The 19,070-nt window shown below is 39.9% G+C and carries 16 protein-coding genes; 8 read left to right on the forward strand and 8 right to left on the reverse strand.

The features are described from left to right. Window positions 1–107: 107 nt before the first annotated feature. The 4 genes from AC07M3_RS06275 to AC07M3_RS06290 all read right to left on the reverse strand — a co-directional run bounded on the left by AC07M3_RS06275 (window position 108) and on the right by AC07M3_RS06290 (window position 5,311). A complete protein-coding gene (locus tag AC07M3_RS06275) occupies window positions 108–623 on the reverse strand; it encodes an acyl-CoA thioesterase (RefSeq protein ID WP_003653152.1) in 516 nt (171 codons plus the stop codon). Between the two features lie 252 nt (window positions 624–875). After that, a complete protein-coding gene (locus AC07M3_RS06280; protein ID WP_003653161.1) occupies window positions 876–1,490 on the reverse strand; it encodes a MarC family protein in 615 nt (204 codons plus the stop codon). Between the two features lie 11 nt (window positions 1,491–1,501). Then, on the reverse strand, window positions 1,502–3,568 hold the full coding sequence (locus tag AC07M3_RS06285; RefSeq protein ID WP_005048485.1) for a choline transporter: 2,067 nt from the start codon (window positions 3,566–3,568) through the stop codon (window positions 1,502–1,504). A gap of 120 nt (window positions 3,569–3,688) precedes the next feature. Beyond that, entirely contained in the window at window positions 3,689–5,311 is a 1,623-nt protein-coding gene (locus AC07M3_RS06290) for a BCCT family transporter (protein ID WP_016138978.1), read from the reverse strand. 265 nt (window positions 5,312–5,576) lie between these two features. On the opposite strand from AC07M3_RS06290, the gene betI reads away from it, so the two are divergent. The 7 genes from betI (at window position 5,577) to AC07M3_RS06325 (ending at window position 14,565) form a co-directional block, all read left to right on the forward strand. Continuing rightward, the gene (gene betI, locus AC07M3_RS06295; RefSeq protein ID WP_003653164.1) at window positions 5,577–6,200 is read left to right on the forward strand and encodes a transcriptional regulator BetI; all 624 of its coding nucleotides are present in this window, start codon (window positions 5,577–5,579) and stop codon (window positions 6,198–6,200) included. After that, entirely contained in the window at window positions 6,193–7,665 is a 1,473-nt protein-coding gene (gene betB, locus AC07M3_RS06300) for a betaine-aldehyde dehydrogenase (RefSeq protein ID WP_494566858.1), read from the forward strand. Before betI ends, betB begins: the two co-directional genes overlap by 8 nt. A 95-nt stretch (window positions 7,666–7,760) precedes the next feature. Further along, window positions 7,761–9,419 (forward strand): choline dehydrogenase, encoded by a 1,659-nt coding sequence (gene betA / locus AC07M3_RS06305; protein WP_004641705.1) that lies wholly within the window; start codon window positions 7,761–7,763, stop codon window positions 9,417–9,419. Window positions 9,420–9,927: 508 nt separating this feature from the next. Further along, window positions 9,928–11,568, forward strand: a complete 1,641-nt coding sequence (gene mqo, locus AC07M3_RS06310) for a malate dehydrogenase (quinone) (protein ID WP_494566859.1) — start codon at window positions 9,928–9,930, stop codon at window positions 11,566–11,568. 91 nt (window positions 11,569–11,659) lie between these two features. Then, window positions 11,660–12,130: a hypothetical protein gene (locus AC07M3_RS06315; RefSeq protein ID WP_494566860.1), complete on the forward strand. Its 471-nt coding sequence runs from the start codon at window positions 11,660–11,662 to the stop codon at window positions 12,128–12,130. Between the two features lie 216 nt (window positions 12,131–12,346). After that, window positions 12,347–13,225 (forward strand): homocysteine S-methyltransferase family protein, encoded by an 879-nt coding sequence (locus AC07M3_RS06320; protein ID WP_494566861.1) that lies wholly within the window; start codon window positions 12,347–12,349, stop codon window positions 13,223–13,225. Between the two features lie 5 nt (window positions 13,226–13,230). Then, entirely contained in the window at window positions 13,231–14,565 is a 1,335-nt protein-coding gene (locus AC07M3_RS06325) for a basic amino acid/polyamine antiporter (protein ID WP_004641701.1), read from the forward strand. 54 nt (window positions 14,566–14,619) lie between these two features. Here AC07M3_RS06325 and AC07M3_RS06330 read toward each other — a convergent pair whose 3' ends face one another. Both AC07M3_RS06330 and AC07M3_RS06335 read right to left on the reverse strand, forming a co-directional pair. Next, window positions 14,620–16,533: an alpha/beta hydrolase gene (locus AC07M3_RS06330; RefSeq protein WP_494566862.1), complete on the reverse strand. Its 1,914-nt coding sequence runs from the start codon at window positions 16,531–16,533 to the stop codon at window positions 14,620–14,622. A gap of 149 nt (window positions 16,534–16,682) precedes the next feature. After that, window positions 16,683–17,390, reverse strand: coding sequence for a YoaK family protein (locus AC07M3_RS06335; protein ID WP_494566863.1), 708 nt, complete (start codon window positions 17,388–17,390; stop codon window positions 16,683–16,685). A gap of 322 nt (window positions 17,391–17,712) precedes the next feature. Between AC07M3_RS06335 and AC07M3_RS06340 the strand changes: the two genes are divergently transcribed. Then, the gene (locus AC07M3_RS06340; RefSeq protein ID WP_017391749.1) at window positions 17,713–17,988 is read left to right on the forward strand and encodes a hypothetical protein; all 276 of its coding nucleotides are present in this window, start codon (window positions 17,713–17,715) and stop codon (window positions 17,986–17,988) included. Between the two features lie 4 nt (window positions 17,989–17,992). On the opposite strand, the gene AC07M3_RS06345 is transcribed toward AC07M3_RS06340, so the two are convergent. Continuing rightward, a complete protein-coding gene (locus tag AC07M3_RS06345) occupies window positions 17,993–18,433 on the reverse strand; it encodes a YbaN family protein (RefSeq protein ID WP_494566864.1) in 441 nt (146 codons plus the stop codon). A gap of 25 nt (window positions 18,434–18,458) precedes the next feature. Further along, window positions 18,459–19,058, reverse strand: a complete 600-nt coding sequence (locus AC07M3_RS06350) for a biliverdin-producing heme oxygenase (RefSeq protein ID WP_494566865.1) — start codon at window positions 19,056–19,058, stop codon at window positions 18,459–18,461. Between the last annotated feature and the right edge of the window lie 12 nt (window positions 19,059–19,070).

Raw genomic sequence — 19,070 nt, forward strand, 5'->3', positions numbered from 1 at the left:
AGCACTCTCCTCCAAGCTCAGAGATAATTTTACTGAAATGAAAAATGGATGCTGAATTTCAGTAAAGAAGAAAAGGATCGAACCATGCTGCGGTTCGATCCTTTTTTTTAAGAAGATTTTTTATACATGCTACAAGATGGGTTATGATTTTCTTGTAGACGTAAAACTTTACGGTGCTCAGCTGCTTCAAAGCGGCAACGCTTCCACTCAGTATTTAGATTTAATTGAGGCACTTCACATGGCTTGCTCTGTTCATCAACAGCAACCATAGTGAAATAACAGCTATTGGTATGGCGCACTGTACGCTTCTGGATATTTTGGGCTTCAACACGTATTCCCACTTCCATTGAAGTACGGCCTACATGGTTAACACTTGCCAAGAAGGTTACCAGCTCACCCACATAAATAGGTTCTTTAAAATTCACCTTATCTACAGATAAAGTCACCACGTAGCCACCCGAATAACGACTTGCACAAGCGTAAGCGACTTGGTCTAGTAGTTTTAGAATCGTACCACCATGAACATTACCTGAAAAATTTGCCATATCAGGCGTCATCAAAACTGACATCGTCAATTCAGACTGATCATCAGTTGCTGTGGTTATTTCATCTAATGTAGGCATAGCTCAACTCTGTGTCTTAAAACAAGCTCAGTCAACATTATGGTTGATAATTCACAAAAAAAACATGATTAAATCCACAACATGGCATTGTATTTTTTAATATCTCTGATTGTTTTTTAAAATCTAATTTTTAAAAGCATTATTTTTAAAGTTATTTTTTATAGCTGCATCATTTATTTTAAAGTTTTATAGAACATGCTATGCCATTTTATTCCACGCTTAATGGCATAGCAGGGTCTTACAGATCACTCTCTATACTTTAGTAATAACGCCTGTCACACCATTAATAATCATATCAATGGCGATCGTTCCGATTAATAAAGCAGATAAACGTCCCACAATGTCGAAATAACGGTCAATATGCTTGGCATGTTTATAGCGTAAATGATCATGTGAAAATTTCATCAAAATCAAAATACTACAGGTTAAAAACAAGGTGAAGGCAATCACTAGGGCTGCCTCACCAATTGACATTTCAATGCCTGTAACCACAGCGGCACTAATAGTTCCGGGGCCAATCATAAATGGCATTGCAATGGTGCCAGCCAGATGTTCTGGCGCTCCACGCATTTCACCAATCGTATCGGCACCCTGAAAAACATAGCGATAGCCAATGACCAAAAAGATAAGGCCTCCAAAAATCTGGAAGGCTTCAAAACGTACATTCAGATATTTACTAAAAATTGTTTCGCCGCCCCATGCAAATAGCATGAACACAACAAAAGCAATCAAGCTTCCCTGAATCAGTGCTTTATTAAACACCTTTGTTTCTGAATGGCGGATTAGGCCAATCATATAAATGCTCATTAAAAATGGATTGAGCAAAGAGAAAAATAAAGCAAAAGAATGTAGATAAGGAGAAGCCATGCATTGTCCTCTTAAGCTTGTGGATCTGGGAACAAAGGTCGGTTCCCTGGGCTAATACGATTAATATGTAAGAACGTCATATGTCTTTCATATTTATCTAAAATGTCATTAATAACCTGTTCCTTACCGTAACCCACTAGGTCGTTATCTTGAGAGCCATCATAAAGATAGGTTTCAAGTCGGTAATAGAACTGTTTACCCCGTTTCACACGTTGACTGAAATTCGGTGCGCTATAGCGTACAGGCCAGATCTGGTAAACGAAGTTTTGTTCTTCTTCCAAATGAATAGTGAAGTCCAGATGATAAAGCGTGTCTTCATCTTCGAGTAACGTTTGCTGCACGTCCACATTCATTCCCTGCTTAATAAGTTCATCAGCAACGGCCTGAACAGCTGGTCGGCAGACAGTGTCTAACATGCGCAGAGTTTCAGTGGTTCCCGGATGATGCATCACTCGGGTTAAACGCTGTTTCCAATTCAGAATATCAACGTTACCGACCACTGGAGCTGCATTCATGCTGCGGCTGGCCTGCCTGTAATCTTCAAGCCTTAAGGACTTATAAAGTCCGGCCATGACAAGGAACATCACAAAACTAAACGGCAATCCCATAATGATGGTTGCGTTTTGCAAAGCGGTAATCCCGTTGGTCATCAGCATCGCTAGCGTAAGTAAACCAATTGCAATTGCCCAGAACACACTCAACCAACGAGGAGCATCATTATCAATATGCGTTAACTTGGTGGTGAAGTTCCCTAAAACCAGCGCTCCCGAATCGGCAGAAGTCACATAGAACAAAAGCCCTGTTACGGTGGCAATTGAAGCAATAAACGTAAAGCCCGGATATTGTGCTAACAAATCATAAAAACCATGAGCCGGATTCGCCAACACAGTAGCAGCTAAGGTTTGGTTCCCTTCAAAAATAACGCTGTGCAACGCACTATTACCAAAAATAGATAGCCACGTGATCGTAAATAAAAGCGGGATAATTAAAGTACCAGACACAAACTCACGAATGGTACGCCCTCTTGAGATACGCGCCAGAAAAAGTCCTACAAATGGAGACCACGCAATCCACCATGCCCAGAAGAACAAGGTCCAGCTACTCATCCACTCTTTAGGTTGTTCAAACGCAAAACTTTGTAAAGCCAAAGATGGAAAACGGCTTAAATAATCACCAACATTTTGAACAAGGGCATTGAGTAAAAACTCAGTATTTCCCAAGAACAAGATAAACAGTAAGAGGCCGATCGAAACATAAATATTGATTTCAGATAAAATCCGCAAGCCTTTATTAACGCCTGATGTCACCGAAATAATACTAATACCAACTGCGATGGCAATCAGGGCAAACTGCATCCAGATATTCTCTGGTAACCCCAATAACACATGTAGCCCATAATTTAGCTGTACCACCCCAATCCCGCAGGTCGTTGCAATACCAAAAATTGTCCCGATAACGGCAGCTGTATCAACGCTATGCCCAATTACACCGTTAATTCTTTGACCAAAAATTGGGTAGAGTGCAGAGCGAATAGTAAGCGGCAGATTGTAACGATAGCTAAAATATCCCAATGACATGCCAATCAAGGCATACATACACCAACCAGTTAAACCATAGTGAAACAATGTCCAGACCATACTTTGACGTGCAGCTTCATAAGTCTGAGCTGCACCTACTGGTGGTTGCATATAATGAGATAAAGGCTCAGCGACCGAGAAGAACATTAAATCGATACCGATACCGGCCGAAAACAGCATGGCAGACCAACTCAGTAAACTAAACTCAGGTTTTGAATGCTTAGGTCCTAGCTTAATATTGCCATATCTTGAACAGGCAATAAAAATCACAAACGCCATGTAAAGTGTTGCGGCAAGCAGGTAATACCAACCAAAGGTTGAGGTTACCCACTGAAGTACGGTGTTCATGATTCGGTTTGAAAAATCGTTGAACAAAAACGTGACGAGAGAAAAAATTAAAATAAGTACAGCTGAAAAATAAAAAACCACACGGTTGAGCGGGTCTTTTTTAGATTTAGATAATGTTAAATCATCAACTGCTCTTGGATTATCTGTTGCCATACAATCCTCAAGGAATAAAAAATAAAAACAAAATATTTAATTTCGTCTTTTCACTATTCAAAACAATGAAAAGACGACTTTAAACGCAAAAAAATAATATATAGATGTGATCGGTTGAGGTTATAAAACCTCAGTCACTTTATTCTGGTCACCATTCGATGGGACCGAAATGTCTTTTGAAACAGCTAACTGTTTTTTCACTAATTGAGGGTCAAAATCATCTTGCTTTAACGCTTTGGCCAAACCAAACATATAGAGCAAAATAATGACTGAAAATGGTAAACCACATAACACCACAGCACTTTGCATGGAGTTAAAACTACCGGCCAGTAACAAGCCAATACTTACAATGGTAATTACCACAGACCAAAAGACGCGTAACCAGATCGGTGAATCACTATCATTGGTGCCCCCTTTTGAGGACAGATTAGCGATCATTAGTGTACCAGAGCCAACTGGTGTCAAAAATAAAACGAAACAAATTACAACAACAATGCCAGCAACATAAGGATTAAATGGCAGATATTCGAGTAGCTTAAATAAAGATAATGCTGGATCAGTTAAGACCATATCACCCAAAACTTTCTGTTTTTGGTTCAAGATAAAGTAAATTGCCGTATTTCCAAAAACCGAGATCCAAGCCAGCGTAAAGCCGAGTGGAATCAGACATACACCCAGAATAACTTCCCGAATCGTACGTCCTTTTGAAATACGGGCAATAAACATCCCTACAAAAGGTGCCCAAGCAATCCACCATGCCCAATAAAATACTGTCCACGAACCTAACCAACCACTTGCCTTCTGGTTGTATAAATACATATCAAAGCTTTTACCAATAAAATTGCTTAGATAATCACCCGTATTTTGCACAAGGCCATTTAATAAATGATTTGTAGGACCTGTTAAAAATACAAATAAAAGTAAGGCATAGAGCAGACGTAAATTAATACGAGATAACCATGCCAGACCTTTTTCGATGCCGACCACTGTCGTAATCGTGGCAACAAACATCATGACCAAAACGGCAGTAATTAAGGTCACAGAGTTATCAGGAATTTGAGGGAGTAAATAGCAAATACCAGATACGAGTACTAAAGCACCAATTCCTAAATTGGTCACCAAGGAAATAACCGTTGCTAAAATTCCAAAACCATCAACAAAATCTCCCACCAAGCCATGAACACGCTCTCCAAAAATTGGATAAAGCGCTGAACGTAATGCTAAGGGCAGGTCTTGTCTAAAAGCGAAATAACCTAGAGTGACTCCAAGCAATGCATAGAGTACCCAGCCATGAATCCCCCAATGCAAAAAGCTATAGGTCATGGCATTTCGTGCAGCTTGAATGGTTCCAGCCTCACCTTCTGGTGGCCTCAAGAAGTGATCAACAGGTTCGGCAACGCCATAATAAAGTAACGCAATACCAATACCTGCCGAGAACAGCATTGAAGTCCATGCCAGATAAGTAAACTCGGGTTTGTCGTCGTCTTTTCCTAAAGGAATCTGCCCTACTTTTGAAAAAGCGAGCCAAGCCACAAAACCTAGACAAAGCACAATCACCAGCATGTAATACCACCCGAAAAAGTGATTTACTTGCTCTTGTATATAGGTCAACCAAAACTGACTTTTTTCTGGAAACAGCACAAAAAGTAGGCCAAAAATGCCAATACTGATGGCCGAACTCCAAAATACAAAACGATTTAACCGAATATGGTCTGAAGAATATCTATCACTTTTCAACACCATCTTATTGCTCCTTGCAATCGGTGTATTTTCTCAAAATAACGTGATAAGTAATGTACTTATGCGCATCATCCTATCCTTAAGAATCTTTGATTTTACCTCTTTATTCCTAGAGACAATCTTCAAAAATTCATTGATTTTTACATATCATACTTGTTATTGATTGAACGTTCAATCAATAACAAGTATGATAAAAAAAGTGCTATGATGCTCTGCAAGTTAACATGCTGAATTTAAAGCACCACTAAAAGTGCTGATGTGGAAAAACATGACAAAACGCAGAGTAAAACCAGAGCACGTGCGACGTGAAGAAATTATGAACGCTGCACTCGACGTAATTTATGAAGTGGGGTTATCGAATACCACCATTGCACAAATTGCAAAAAAAGCCGAGTTGTCGACCGGTATTGTCAGCCATTACTTTGGCGACAAACAAGGGTTGATCAATACCTGTATGCAAGAAATGCTGAATGTTCTGCGTCATAAAACCGAACAGTACAGAGCAGAAGCAGATTCGCATCCAGAGAGCCAGATTAAGGCGATTATCGACTCTAACTTTGACATTAGTCAGGTGAATGAAAAAGCAATGCGGGTCTGGTTAGACTTTTGGTCAGCGAGTATGCATGTACCAGACTTAAGCCGCTTGCAAAAGATTAATGATCAACGCCTGTACTCCAACTTGAAATTTTATTTTCTCAAGTTAATGAATGAGCAACAGGCCAGTGTTGCCGCTAGAGGGTTGGCAGCATTGATTGATGGATTATGGTTACGAGGCAGTTTAAGCCGTCATAACGAATTTGACAGCAACCTTGCTCGTTCCATTGCTTACGATTATGTACAAACGCAAGTTCAATTTGCGAACAAGCCTTTGCAGGAGAGACAAAATGAGTGATGTACAAGTTCAACAATTGTATATCCATGGACGCTACGTTAAAGCAACCAGTGGTAAAACATTTAATAGTATTAACCCTGCCAACGGCGAGACGATCGCAACTCTTCAGCAAGCATCTGAACAAGATATTGAAGCTGCTGTACAAAGTGCACAACAAGGACAAAAAATCTGGGCTGCCATGACGGCCATGGAACGCTCTCGTATTTTACGTCGCGCAGTCGACATTTTGCGTGACCGTAATGATGAACTTGCCCGTCTTGAAACACTCGACACTGGTAAAGCCTACAGCGAAACATCTACCGTCGACATTGTGACTGGTGCAGATGTACTCGAATATTATGCAGGACTTGCAACTGCCATTCAGGGTGAACAAGTTCCGCTTCGCGAATCAAGTTTCTTTTATACACGCCGTGAACCTTTAGGCGTGGTTGCAGGTATTGGTGCCTGGAACTATCCAATTCAAATTGCTTTATGGAAATCTGCCCCTGCCCTTGCAGCCGGCAATGCCATGATTTTCAAACCTAGCGAAACGACCCCTCTTACTGCATTCAAACTTGCAGAAATCTATACAGAAGCTGGCTTACCAGACGGCGTATTTAACGTAGTTCAAGGGCCAGGCCGTGAAATTGGTCAGTGGTTAACTGAACATCCAGTAATTGAGAAAATCTCATTTACAGGTGGCGTTGAAACTGGCAAAAAAGTCATGGCAAGCGCTGCTGGCTCTACGCTTAAAGAAGTCACCATGGAACTTGGTGGTAAATCGCCACTGATTATTTGTGAAGATGCTGACCTTAACCGTGCAGCTGATATTGCTGTCATGGCGAACTTCTTTAGTTCAGGCCAAGTTTGTACCAATGGTACGCGTGTTTTTGTGCCGAAATCTCTTTTAGCCGATTTTGAAAAAGCCGTTGTAGAACGTGTAAAACGTATTCGCATTGGTGACCCAATGGCTAAAGAAACCAACTTCGGGCCACTCACCAGCTTCCCTCATATGGAAAAAGTTCTGTCTTTCATTGAGTCAGGCAAACAACAAGGCGCTAAAGTCTTAATTGGTGGTGGACGTGCAACAGAAGGTGACCTTGCTAAAGGCGCTTATGTACTACCGACGGTATTTAGCGACTGCAATGACCAGATGGCAATTGTTCAAGAAGAAATTTTTGGACCAGTCATGAGCATCTTAAGCTATGAGACTGAAGAAGAAGTGATTCGTCGTGCTAACGACACCACCTTTGGTTTAGCTGCCGGCGTGGTCACTCAAGACATTAGCCGCGCTCATCGCATTATTCACCAAATTGAAGCTGGTATTTGCTGGATTAACACTTGGGGCGAATCGCCTGCCGAGATGCCAGTGGGTGGCTACAAGCAATCTGGCGTGGGCCGTGAAAATGGCCTAACCACGCTGGGACACTATACCCGTATCAAATCTATTCAAGTTGAACTTGGCGATTATCAAAGCATTTTTTAATGCATCAATTGCCTTAAACACTTCAACCTAAACCACATATGCAGAGCAATCTTTATAGATTGCTCAGGCAAACTGTTAGTAAAAAAAGGATAGTTATGAATATTAAAGAATATGATTACATTATCATTGGCGCAGGATCTGCCGGAAATGTACTTGCTGCACGTCTTACTGAAGACAAAGATACCACCGTTTTATTATTAGAAGCTGGTGGACCAGATTATCGTTTGGATTTTCGTACCCAAATGCCGGCAGCTTTGGCCTACCCTCTTCAAGGTCGTCGCTATAACTGGGCTTATTTAACCGACCCTGAACCGCACATGAACAACCGTCGCATGGAATGTGGTCGTGGTAAAGGTTTAGGTGGCTCATCTTTAATTAATGGTATGTGCTATATCCGCGGTAACGCAATGGATCTAGAGCAATGGGCAACTCATAAAGGCCTTGAAAACTGGTCTTATGCCGACTGTTTGCCTTACTACAAAAAAGCCGAAACCCGTGATATTGGTGAAAATGACTACCATGGTGGCAATGGCCCTGTGTCAGTTGCTACACCTAAAAATGGCAACAATGTCTTGTTCCATGCCATGGTTGAAGCTGGCGTACAAGCAGGTTACCCGCGTACCGATGACTTAAATGGTTACCAGCAAGAAGGTTTTGGTCCAATGGACCGTACGGTAACGCCTAAAGGTCGCCGTTCAAGTACCGCACGTGGTTATCTGGATATGGCAAAAGGCCGTCCTAACCTCACTATTTTGACTCATGCAACGACCAATAAAATCTTGTTTAATCAAAAACAAGCCGTGGGTGTTGAGTACATTATCGGGGCTGACCAAAACAATTTGCAACGCGCCTTAGTTAAACGCGAAGTCTTACTGTGTGCAGGTGCAATTGCTTCTCCACAAATTTTACAGCGCTCTGGTGTGGGTGAAAGTACCTTCTTAAAATCAATGGACATTGATGTCGTTCATGATTTGCCAGGTGTAGGTGAAAACCTGCAAGACCACTTGGAAATGTACCTACAATATAAATGTAAGCAACCCGTTTCTTTATACCCTGCCTTGAAATGGTATAACCAACCTGCGATTGGTGCAGAGTGGTTATTTAACGGTACAGGTATTGGCGCAAGTAACCAGTTTGAAGCAGGCGGATTTATCCGTAGTTCAGATGAGTTCAAATGGCCAAACATTCAGTACCATTTCTTGCCAGTTGCTATTAACTACAATGGTAGTAATGCAGTGAAAGAGCATGGTTTTCAGGCACACGTTGGTTCAATGCGCTCACCTTCACGTGGCCGTATTAGACTTAAATCAAAAGATCCGTTTGAGCATCCAAGTATCTTGTTTAACTACATGTCTAGTGAACAAGACTGGCGTGAGTTCCGTGATGCGATTCGTATCACCCGAGAAATCATGCAGCAACCTGCTCTTGATCCATATCGTGGTGAAGAAATTAGTCCGGGCAAACATTTGCAAACCGATGCAGAGCTTGATGACTTTGTTCGTAACCATGCAGAAACGGCTTATCATCCGTCTTGTAGCTGTAAGATGGGTGAAGATGAAATGGCTGTCGTGGATGGTCAAGGCCGAGTCCATGGTATGCAAAGCTTACGTGTGGTTGATGCCTCGATCATGCCGCTTATTATTACCGGTAACTTAAATGCAACCACCATTATGATTGCCGAGAAAATTGCAGATCAAATTCGTGGACGTGAAGCATTACCACGTTCAACTGCACCTTTCTATGTAGCCTCATAAAATCTTAAAGGGTATATTTCTTATGCAGAAATATACCCTTAATTTAATATTTATAATCCAATCATTAATAAGAACGATGTATGACAGAAAATAAACTATTCAAAAAAGCTGTTTTACATCAATATGGCATGAAACAAAAAATCATCTATCTTTATATACGTATATTCTTCAAATGATTCAACTTTAATCAAATAAAATTTATTAACTATTTTTCAAATAGTTAAATTAAAAAAATAATTGAAAATTATCTTATTAAAGCCTAATTTGATCAAATATAAATCATATTTATGATTTTGATGAACCCCATTTATTATAAAAATTGTCTTGTCAATGCAAAATTAGTCTAAAATATAGAGTGTTTGCGATAATCCCAAGTAATTTTATTTTTTTATAAGTTCTCTGATTTTGAGAATTTACTTCGCATTTATATCCATTTTGTCTGGATACGCTGTCTAGGTTTCCTCACACCTTAAGTGACTCAAATAACTTATTTTAAGGTCCCCCTTACATGAAAAAGTTTTTGAAATACCTTCTGGTATTAATCATTCTTATTTTAATTGCAGGTATTATTTTCTTGTTTAGACCGACGACGTCAAAGCAAGTTCAAACTGCAAAAGATGAGCCAGTTGTTGATGCTGTTCTTGTTGGCGGCGGCATCATGAGTGCCACTCTCGGTACTTATTTCACTGAGCTTGAACCAAACTGGCAAATTCGTATGTATGAACGTCTTGACCAAGTTGCTCAAGAAAGTTCAAACGGCTTTAACAATGCCGGAACAGGCCACTCTGGCTTTATGGAAATGAACTATACCGAAGAGAAAAACGGTAAGATGGAAATTGTCAAAGCTGAAAAAGTTGCTTCTCAATTTGAAGTTGCTAAACAGTTTTGGTCATATCAGGTAAAACAAGGCGTTTTAGCTGAACCTAAATCATTCATTAACCCAGTTCCGCACATTGCTTTCGTTTGGGGCGATAACGTTCAATTCTTAGAAAAACGTTATGCTGCAATGATTCAAAGCCCGTTGTTCAAAGGTATGAAATTTACTGAAGACCCAGCTGTTATTAAACAATGGGCGCCTTTAGTGATGAACGATCGTGACCCTAGTCAAAAAGTTGCAGCGACCCGTATGGATGTTGGCTCTGACGTAAACTATGGTTCTATCACTAAACAATTAGTGAATCGTTTAGACCAAAACCCTAATTTCAAATTACAGACTTCAACCGAAGTGACTGGCATCAGCCAAAATGATGACAAAACTTGGACTGTGTCTTTCAAAAATTTGAAAACTGGTAAAGTAGATCACGTTAAAACGCGTTTTGTATTTATTGGTGCAGGTGGTGCAGCAGTTAAATTATTGCAACTTACTGGTTTACCAGAAGCGAAACAATATGCTGGCTTCCCTGTCGGTGGTGAGTTCTTAATTACGGACAACCCAAAAATTACTGCAGAACACACAGCAAAAGTTTATGGCCGTGCTGAACTTGGTGCGCCTCCAATGTCTGTGCCACATATTGATACGCGTTATATCGACGGTAAAAAATATGTATTGTTTGGACCATTTGCTACGTATTCAAACAAGTTCCTGAAAAACGGTTCTCAGCTTGATTTACTTGCATCAACCAACAAAAACAACGTTTTACCAATGACCACTGTTGGTTTGGAAAATCTTGATCTTGTTAAATACTTGGTTAGCCAAGTGATGATGTCAGATGAAGACCGTCTAAATGAACTTCGTAAGTACTACCCAGATGCGAAAGCTGAAGACTGGCGTTTAAGCCAAGGTGGTCAACGTGTTCAGATCATCAAAAAAGAACCGGGTAAACCAGCTACACTTCAATTCGGTACAGAAATCTTTGCGTCTAAAGATGGTGCTGTAACTGCATTGTTAGGTGCGTCTCCGGGTGCTTCGACTTCTCCGTACATCATGCTTAACTTGCTTGAAAAAGCTTTCCCTGAGCAAACTGAAGGTAAATGGAATCAGAAGCTTCATGAAATTGTTGTTTCTTATAAACAAGACCTAAGCAAAGATCCTGTATTACTCGACAAAGTTCGTCAGTACACAAGTTCTACACTTGGCTTGAACTATACATCTCCGTTCAAAGCCGCAAACGATGAAACTGCTGCTGCCCCTGTTGCAAAAGCAAACTAAGTTTGATGATGTATAAGTAAAATTCCAAAAGGATGAATTTCGATTCGTCCTTTTGTTTTTTAAGACCTCAGTTGAGATATTTAGATTAGCTATGACGCCTTTAAACTCATCATCCCGCCTCTTTTCATTTTGTTTTAAGCTCGTGCTTATCTTGCTACTGGCTTATCTTTTGTTAAGCGGTTTTTATATGTGGATGATTGGCGGTACGGCGATTTATATCAGCTCAGCCGTGTTACTTGCCATCAATGCTTATGCATTTAAGCTCGGTAAATATCAAAAGCTATGTTCTGTTTTAAATCTGCTAATTAGTGCTGGAGCGCTATATTTCAGCACGGCTCATTTATTTTTCTCTCCTATTCAATTCTTTATATTTTTACCTGCTCTGTTTTTTGTGTCATTGGCGTTCACTCACTTAAAAAACATTCGAAGCCTATATAAAGCTTTAATATTAATCAGCTTATTGATTTGGTCTGGCATACATTTTATGCAGCTTGAGCAACTTAAAGCCTATTATAAAACTCAGCACACTGGGGAAAATTGGCAACAATATGGCGCACTTTAAGCTTGTTTTTTAGTCTATAGCTGTATATAAATAAGTCTTCTTTTTCACATGAAGTTCATCAGTAAAACTGAACATCATATACAGAATTCCTTTTAAGAAAAAATATTCATAACAATCTAATTTATTTAGAAATATATCGAGCATATTAGCGATTGAATACACCCCCTCTACACGCTAGATTACTTAAATATTTTTTCTCCCTTTATGTTGTAATTTATGAAAATTTTAGATGGCGGTTTAGGCCGTGAATTGGCTCGTCGTGGTGCTCCATTTCGTCAACCAGAATGGTCTGCGCTTGCACTCATTGAAGCGCCTGAAACAGTTAAAGAAGTACATCTGGATTTTATCAACGCTGGTTCAGAAGTCATTACTACCAATAACTATGCTGTTGTACCCTTTCACATTGGACAAGAACGCTTTGAAACTGACGGCATTCGTTTAATTCAAGTTGCGATCGAACAGGCAAAAAATGCAGTTAAAGAAAGCGGCAAAAATGTCAAAATTGCAGGCTGCTTACCTCCTTTATTTGGTTCTTACCGTGCAGACCTTTTTCAAGCTGAGCAGGCTAAAGACCTTGCTGAACCCATCATTAATACATTGGCACCAGAGGTAGATTTCTGGTTAGCAGAAACTCAATCGTGCTTAAAAGAAGTCGAAACAGTGCATGCCTTATTACCAAAAGATGGTAAGGACTATTGGGTGTCGTTTACGCTTCAAGACGAAATTAAACAAGAGCAAGCCCTACTCCGTTCAGGCGAAAACATGCAACAAGTGGCTGATTTTATAAAACAGTCAAATGCAAAAGCAGTGTTGTTTAACTGCTGCCAGCCTGAAGTGATCTTGCAAGCCATCAATGAAATTAAAGGACTCATTCCAGAGTCTGTAAAAATTGGTGCCTATGCCAATGCATTTCCACCTCAAGATAGCAGCGCAACTGCCAACGATGGGCTTGATGAAGTTCGTAAAGACTTAGATGCTCCTGCTTATCTTGGCTTTGCCAAACAGTGGCAGCAAGCAGGTGCAAGTTTAGTGGGCGGTTGCTGTGGTATTGGTCCAGAACACATTGCTGAACTTTCTCAATTTTTTAAAGAATAAATACCATGTCTGCTGCCAAAATTGGATTATTGTCTCTTACAGCGCTGGTCTTTAGTTCTATGGTGGGGTCAGGCGTATTTAGCCTACCCCAAAATATGGCTCAGGTTGCCAACGGCTCTGCCCTTCTTGTTGCATGGCTCATTACCGGAGTCGGCATTATTTTCTTAGCCCTCACGCTATTACATTTAACTCGCCAACGACCAGATCTAGACGGTGGTATTTATAACTATGCGCGTGAAGGTTTTGGTGACCTGATTGGGTTTTGCTCTGCTTGGGGCTATTGGTTATGTACCACCATTGGTATTGTCGGTTATGTCGTGATTGCCTTTTCGGGTGTTGGCATGTTTACCGACAGCAAAGACCATATTATTTTTGGTGAAGGTAATACGCTCTATTCACTGATTGGCTCAAGCATTTTTGTATGGCTGGTACACTGGTTGGTGAGTCGAGGCATTAAAGAAGCGGCAATTGTGAATTTACTGGCGACCATCGCCAAAATCATTCCAATGGTGGTTTTCATCTTCTTTACCTTTATTGCCTTTAAGTTTGATTTATTCAAACTCAACTTAAATGACTTCTCTTTAAAAGTTCCACTTTGGCAGCAAGTGAAAGACTTGATGCTAATTACCCTTTGGGTATTTACCGGTATTGAAGGTGCTGTGGTTTTATCATCGCGTGCAAAAAACCGTTATGACATTGGTAAAGCCACCATTTTGGGTGTGTTACTTGCGTTAAGTTTTTATGTGATGGTCACAGTTTTGGCCTATGGCGTAGTAAGCCGTGAAGCGCTTGCAGGCATGCATAACCCATCAATGGCGACCATTTTACAGCAGCTCATCGGTTTGCCGGGCACTATTGTTATTACCATCGGGCTTATTATTTCAGTTTCTTCGTCTTATTTAAGCTGGACTTTATTTGCAACTGAAATTCCATATTTAGCCGCAAAAAATGGCGCATTCCCGAAATTATTTTTAAAGAATAATCAGAACAATGTGCCGATTTCATCGCTTTGGCTTACCACTCTGGTCGTGCAAGGCGCATTGATTGCCGTGTATTTTTTCAATAAAAACTATACCCAGCTTTTATTGATTTCATCGGTAATGATTTTGCTGCCTTATTTTCTGGTGTCGGCTTTTTATCTTAAAGAATCCATTCGCCATAAACGCACACCGCATATTGCCATTGCAAGTGTCGCTTCCATTTATGCGCTTTGGTTACTCTATGCAGCAGGATTAGATTTATTACTCCTGTCTGTAGTCTTGTATTTAGTCGGTTTGGTTATTTTTTCAATCAGCTACTTTGAGCATAAAAAATCGCTCAAACAAAATCAGCTTAATTAATCATTTCAACCACTGCTGCCCCATTTCAGCAGTGGTTGTCTAAAAACAAAAATTCTATTTTGAAGGCTGTGACTGCTTAAGATGCAACCGTAAAATACGGCGTAATTCTAAAATCGCTTCTGGGCTGGTTTGAATAGAATGCCCACCTTTAATAATCAGTTCCGATTGCTCACCACCTAAATGTGAACTTTGATACGGCACAATACCATCACTGCTTTTTAACTTATCAGTCGTCCCATTAATATTGCCCATAATCGAGTGATAGACCACGTTAGACGATGGTTGAATGGCTTGCGTAAGCTGCATAAAGTTGGAAGAACGACTTAAATTACTCGCTCCATTTTCAATTAAACCTTTTCTGAGTTTCGTATTTTTTTCATCTCTCATTTCGACCGCAATAAAGAAATCGGCGGGCAAACGAATAACACGGCGGGCAATTTGGGTAAACCATCGGTCAGCGTAATCTGTACCATGATGCGGCGCCGAAACAAAAACAACTCGCTTAAAATAAGGCAAAGCTTTGAACTGAAAACGCTCTTGAATCACTGGGTTTTCTTTTAAACGATTTAACTGTGCTTCATTCATTTTTTGCATGGCTTGCCCTGAAACATCGGCATCGCTTACTAATAAACGGCTAATCACTCCGCCCATACTATGCCCAACCAACACTGCATCGTGCGCAGCATAGCTGTCTTTAGCAATGTTTTGAAAAGCTTGATTCAGCAATGAATAAATCTGAAAACGACTTTCAAAAATGGGCATATTGGTAGAATAAAACACTTGCCAAACTTGATAATTATTCCTTAATTCGGCATCGCCCATAATGTCATTGGTTAGACTCACCCAAGCCTCTGGGCTACTCGCCAAGCCATGAACAAACACAATGATTTTCTTATTCGGGTTAAAGGGTTCCAGCATATATAAATGCGGCATGATTAAATTGGATTCTTTATTAATCAAAGACCAATAGCCTGCTGCACCTAAATTATATTTCGATAGCCAAAGTCCATAAGGCGCCGAATAGTTTGCAGTGAGCGGATAGTCCACACCTTCAACTTTTACACGACTTTGTCGATATGGATCGAACATCGCAATTTCTAACTCTGCTCCAGCAATCACCTGATCGGCTGTGGCCTTTTGTTTAGGGTAAGCAATAGCCGTAACGGGAAAGAAGCGTGGTAAGTGAATATTAGGATTATTCTGATGAGCATAAAAAGCATCAGGATCTAAAATGAAACCATGATTTACATCATTTTCTTTACGCCCAACAATAAATTCTGCCCCTAAGCCATCCTTCCGGTTAACGGTATTAAAACCAGAAAAGTTCATGTTATAGCTGGAGCGAAAGGTATCGACTTCAATTTTTTGTACATCTACAGCATGGTCAAAATTGACGTGGTACTCATGCCCATCTGCTTTCAGCAGAGGTGGAAAACGATGCGTATTTAAATGATTAAAATAAGTCGTCATCAATTTTGACAAAGCGACGTTATAAAAAATACGCACCTGATTTTGGCGATGATCAAACACTCGATCGAACGGCGACTCTTCAGAGTCAAATAAATAAACGTAACTATAGCGCAAGCTTTTATCGAACAAAGCTAACTCTTGCTCAATGCAACTATTACTTTTATTGATGGCATTACACTGGCTGCTACGCCCAACACCTAAAGCCTTGGCTAAGTATATTTCACTCAGCGCAGCATAGCGTTCTTCTCGGCTGCTATTTTCAGACAGGCTTTGAATTTTATTTAAACAATCATCAAAATTTTGCAGACAAGATTTTTCATTTTTTTTAACTAAATACAGCAAGTTTTGAGTTTGATGACTTAAGGTGCCGTCAGTCAGAATACTTTCATTCTTACTTTTTAAAGCATTACTTAAATTACTTTCTTTTAAATTAATGACCTGACAGCCACTGAGCAAAGCCATTATTGTTATCATTGAATAATGGTAAGACTTTGTCATTCTGCATTCCTTAATCGAATGTATTCCCCATCAGGTCATTATGCCTGTAAAGCGATGAACGAACAATTTTAGCTCAGCTTCCATTTTCCTTTATTGCGAAAAAAAGCCTGAACTCATTTTAATTCAGGCTTTTTTGTTATTTTTTCTAATCAAGCTTGGTTGAACTTTTGCTGTGAAGCTAAATAAGAGAAATACAAAATTGGTAAGATAAACGGCGCTACACTCCAAAAATCAAAATAGACATAGAGTATCGCTCCCAAGAAAGCACCAATCACAAACCCAATCACAATACTGGCGCTTTTTAGAAAACTTGCCCGATTGGCTGCATTATTGTTTTTAAGCAAATTAGCAATATCAATACCGAGCTGCGTGGTATTGCCCGTCATCATGGTACTTGGGCTAATATTTTTAATGAGGGTTTTGCTTGAAGTATTACGAATAGCTAAGGCAATTAAACCCAGCCCACCTGTTAGTGCGACTGTAATGGCATCTGGATTTTTAAAAGGTTCAAAATAAAGCCCCGCAACCATAAAAGCACATAGAAAGAGAGCTTCAAACAAAAATAAATAAGACAGCGTTTTATGCTTCACCTGACTACGGTCAATCAAAAGCTTGGTAATCACTACAGTCAAAATAAATAGCGGAATAGCTGCGAGCTTAATCCATATTCCCGCGCCTCCTTTAACCCATGCCGCCCCTGCCAACACTAAGTTTCCAGTAACATGCGCGGTAAAGAAACCAAACAACGCAATAAAGCTAATGGTATCAATCGCCCCACCAACCATAGTTAGTAAAACAGGATCTCGACATATTGCCCATGTACTTTCTGTCTCTTTTTTAATTGGGGTATCTGGCATAAAAAATATCCTGTTAAATTAAAATCTTAAAGCAATTAATTTCTATATAAATGATTTAAAAATGAATAATGCTTAAACGTTTATGAAAGCAAAAAATGATGTAAAAAAATAGGGTGTGTAATGTCGTAACACTGTCTTTAAAATAGCAACAATCAAAATTCTCTATTTTAAAGACAATAAAAACAGTGATCATCTTCAAATCAATTTGACCTCTAAAACAGTTCTAACTATGATGAAGCCGCAAGTTGATATCAACTGATTTTGAACCTGAAAAAGTTATGCCAAAATATGGATAATGAAAAAAACAATCACGAGTAGATATATGTCATTTTATAATTATTCAGTTTTTCTAGGCGGATTATTATTTGCATCTATTGCCTTTGCAGGTCAGAAGAATAATGCTCAACGTGATTTCTATTTAAAATGTATGGCAGCAGGTCATAGCCGTGCAAGTTGTACATGTATTTATCACCGCTTAGAACGTCAATATTCCCCTAAACTGATGCTTAAACTTGGAAGCTTAAGTTTGCAAAGCCCCGAAGTACCACGTGATTTTGTGAAAACCATGAAGCGTACTATGCAACAGTGCCAATCTTAAATCTTCAATTTTTTAACCACATCCAAATTAATACCCCAGCCATACATAAAATTGCCGGATAGACAAACCACGGATGTGGAATGGTCCAAATCATAAGAACAGCCGCCAAACTCATACTTACTGTAGAAATATATTTTGCCTTTTTAGGAATGCGGCGATGTTCTTGCCACTCGCGAATGAGTGGACCAATATAACGATGATTTCGAAACCATTGATGAAGTTTTTCAGAGCCTCGAGCCGCAAAGAAAACAGCCAAAATTATAAAATCAACCGTGGGTAAACCCGGAATAAAAATACCCAATATACCAAGCGCGATACACAACCAAGCCAAACCAATAAACACCCAACGCGCCCAAACAGAACGGGCAAGCTTACTGACTGGTTGAGCTGGTACTAACGACTGCTTATGCTTTACGATCACATCTACTTGATTGAGTTTGTTCATACCGGGTAGCCTTATCCACTTTTTATTATTTCAATTCATCAAGCTGATCAAGCGCCTGACCAAAATATCCAAAGGCATCTAAAGCACCTTGTACAACACGATCTTGCTGGGTCCGGTCGAAACCTGTTTCGTCGAGTGCTTGCACAAAACGTTTCCAGACTTTAGCGCGCCCTTCGGGATAGGCAGCCAAATTACGCGCAGCAAACGTTTCAGAAAACCCTAAATGTTTTTGGGCCTCTTTAAATAAAAATGCTGCTCCTAAGGTTGAACCTTCAGATACATAAATCCAGCCTAAAGCTTCGGGTAGCTGTACGTTTTCACTCTGTAATTGCTGTCCATTGGGTTGAATACCTAAATCATTTAAATCGGCAAGTGCTTGTTTTGAGCGGCCACGAATATCAAGGTCCGGAATCAGTTCTGCTACACCCTCTTTTTCAAAAAGATGTTCAATTTCGCGCTGAAAGTAATATTGAGACAACGTAAATTGTGCGTATTTTTCTTTACTTGAAAACACCTTTGCTTGCGACATTAATTGATGCATACGTTCATGTTCAGCAGCGGTTTCTTGTTTCAAACGTAAAGACAAGCTGTTACTCATGATTTGTTCTGTAGATGAGTTCATCATCTTTCTCCTGCA

The organism is Acinetobacter sp. GW821-FHT09D10 (assembly GCF_059416285.1).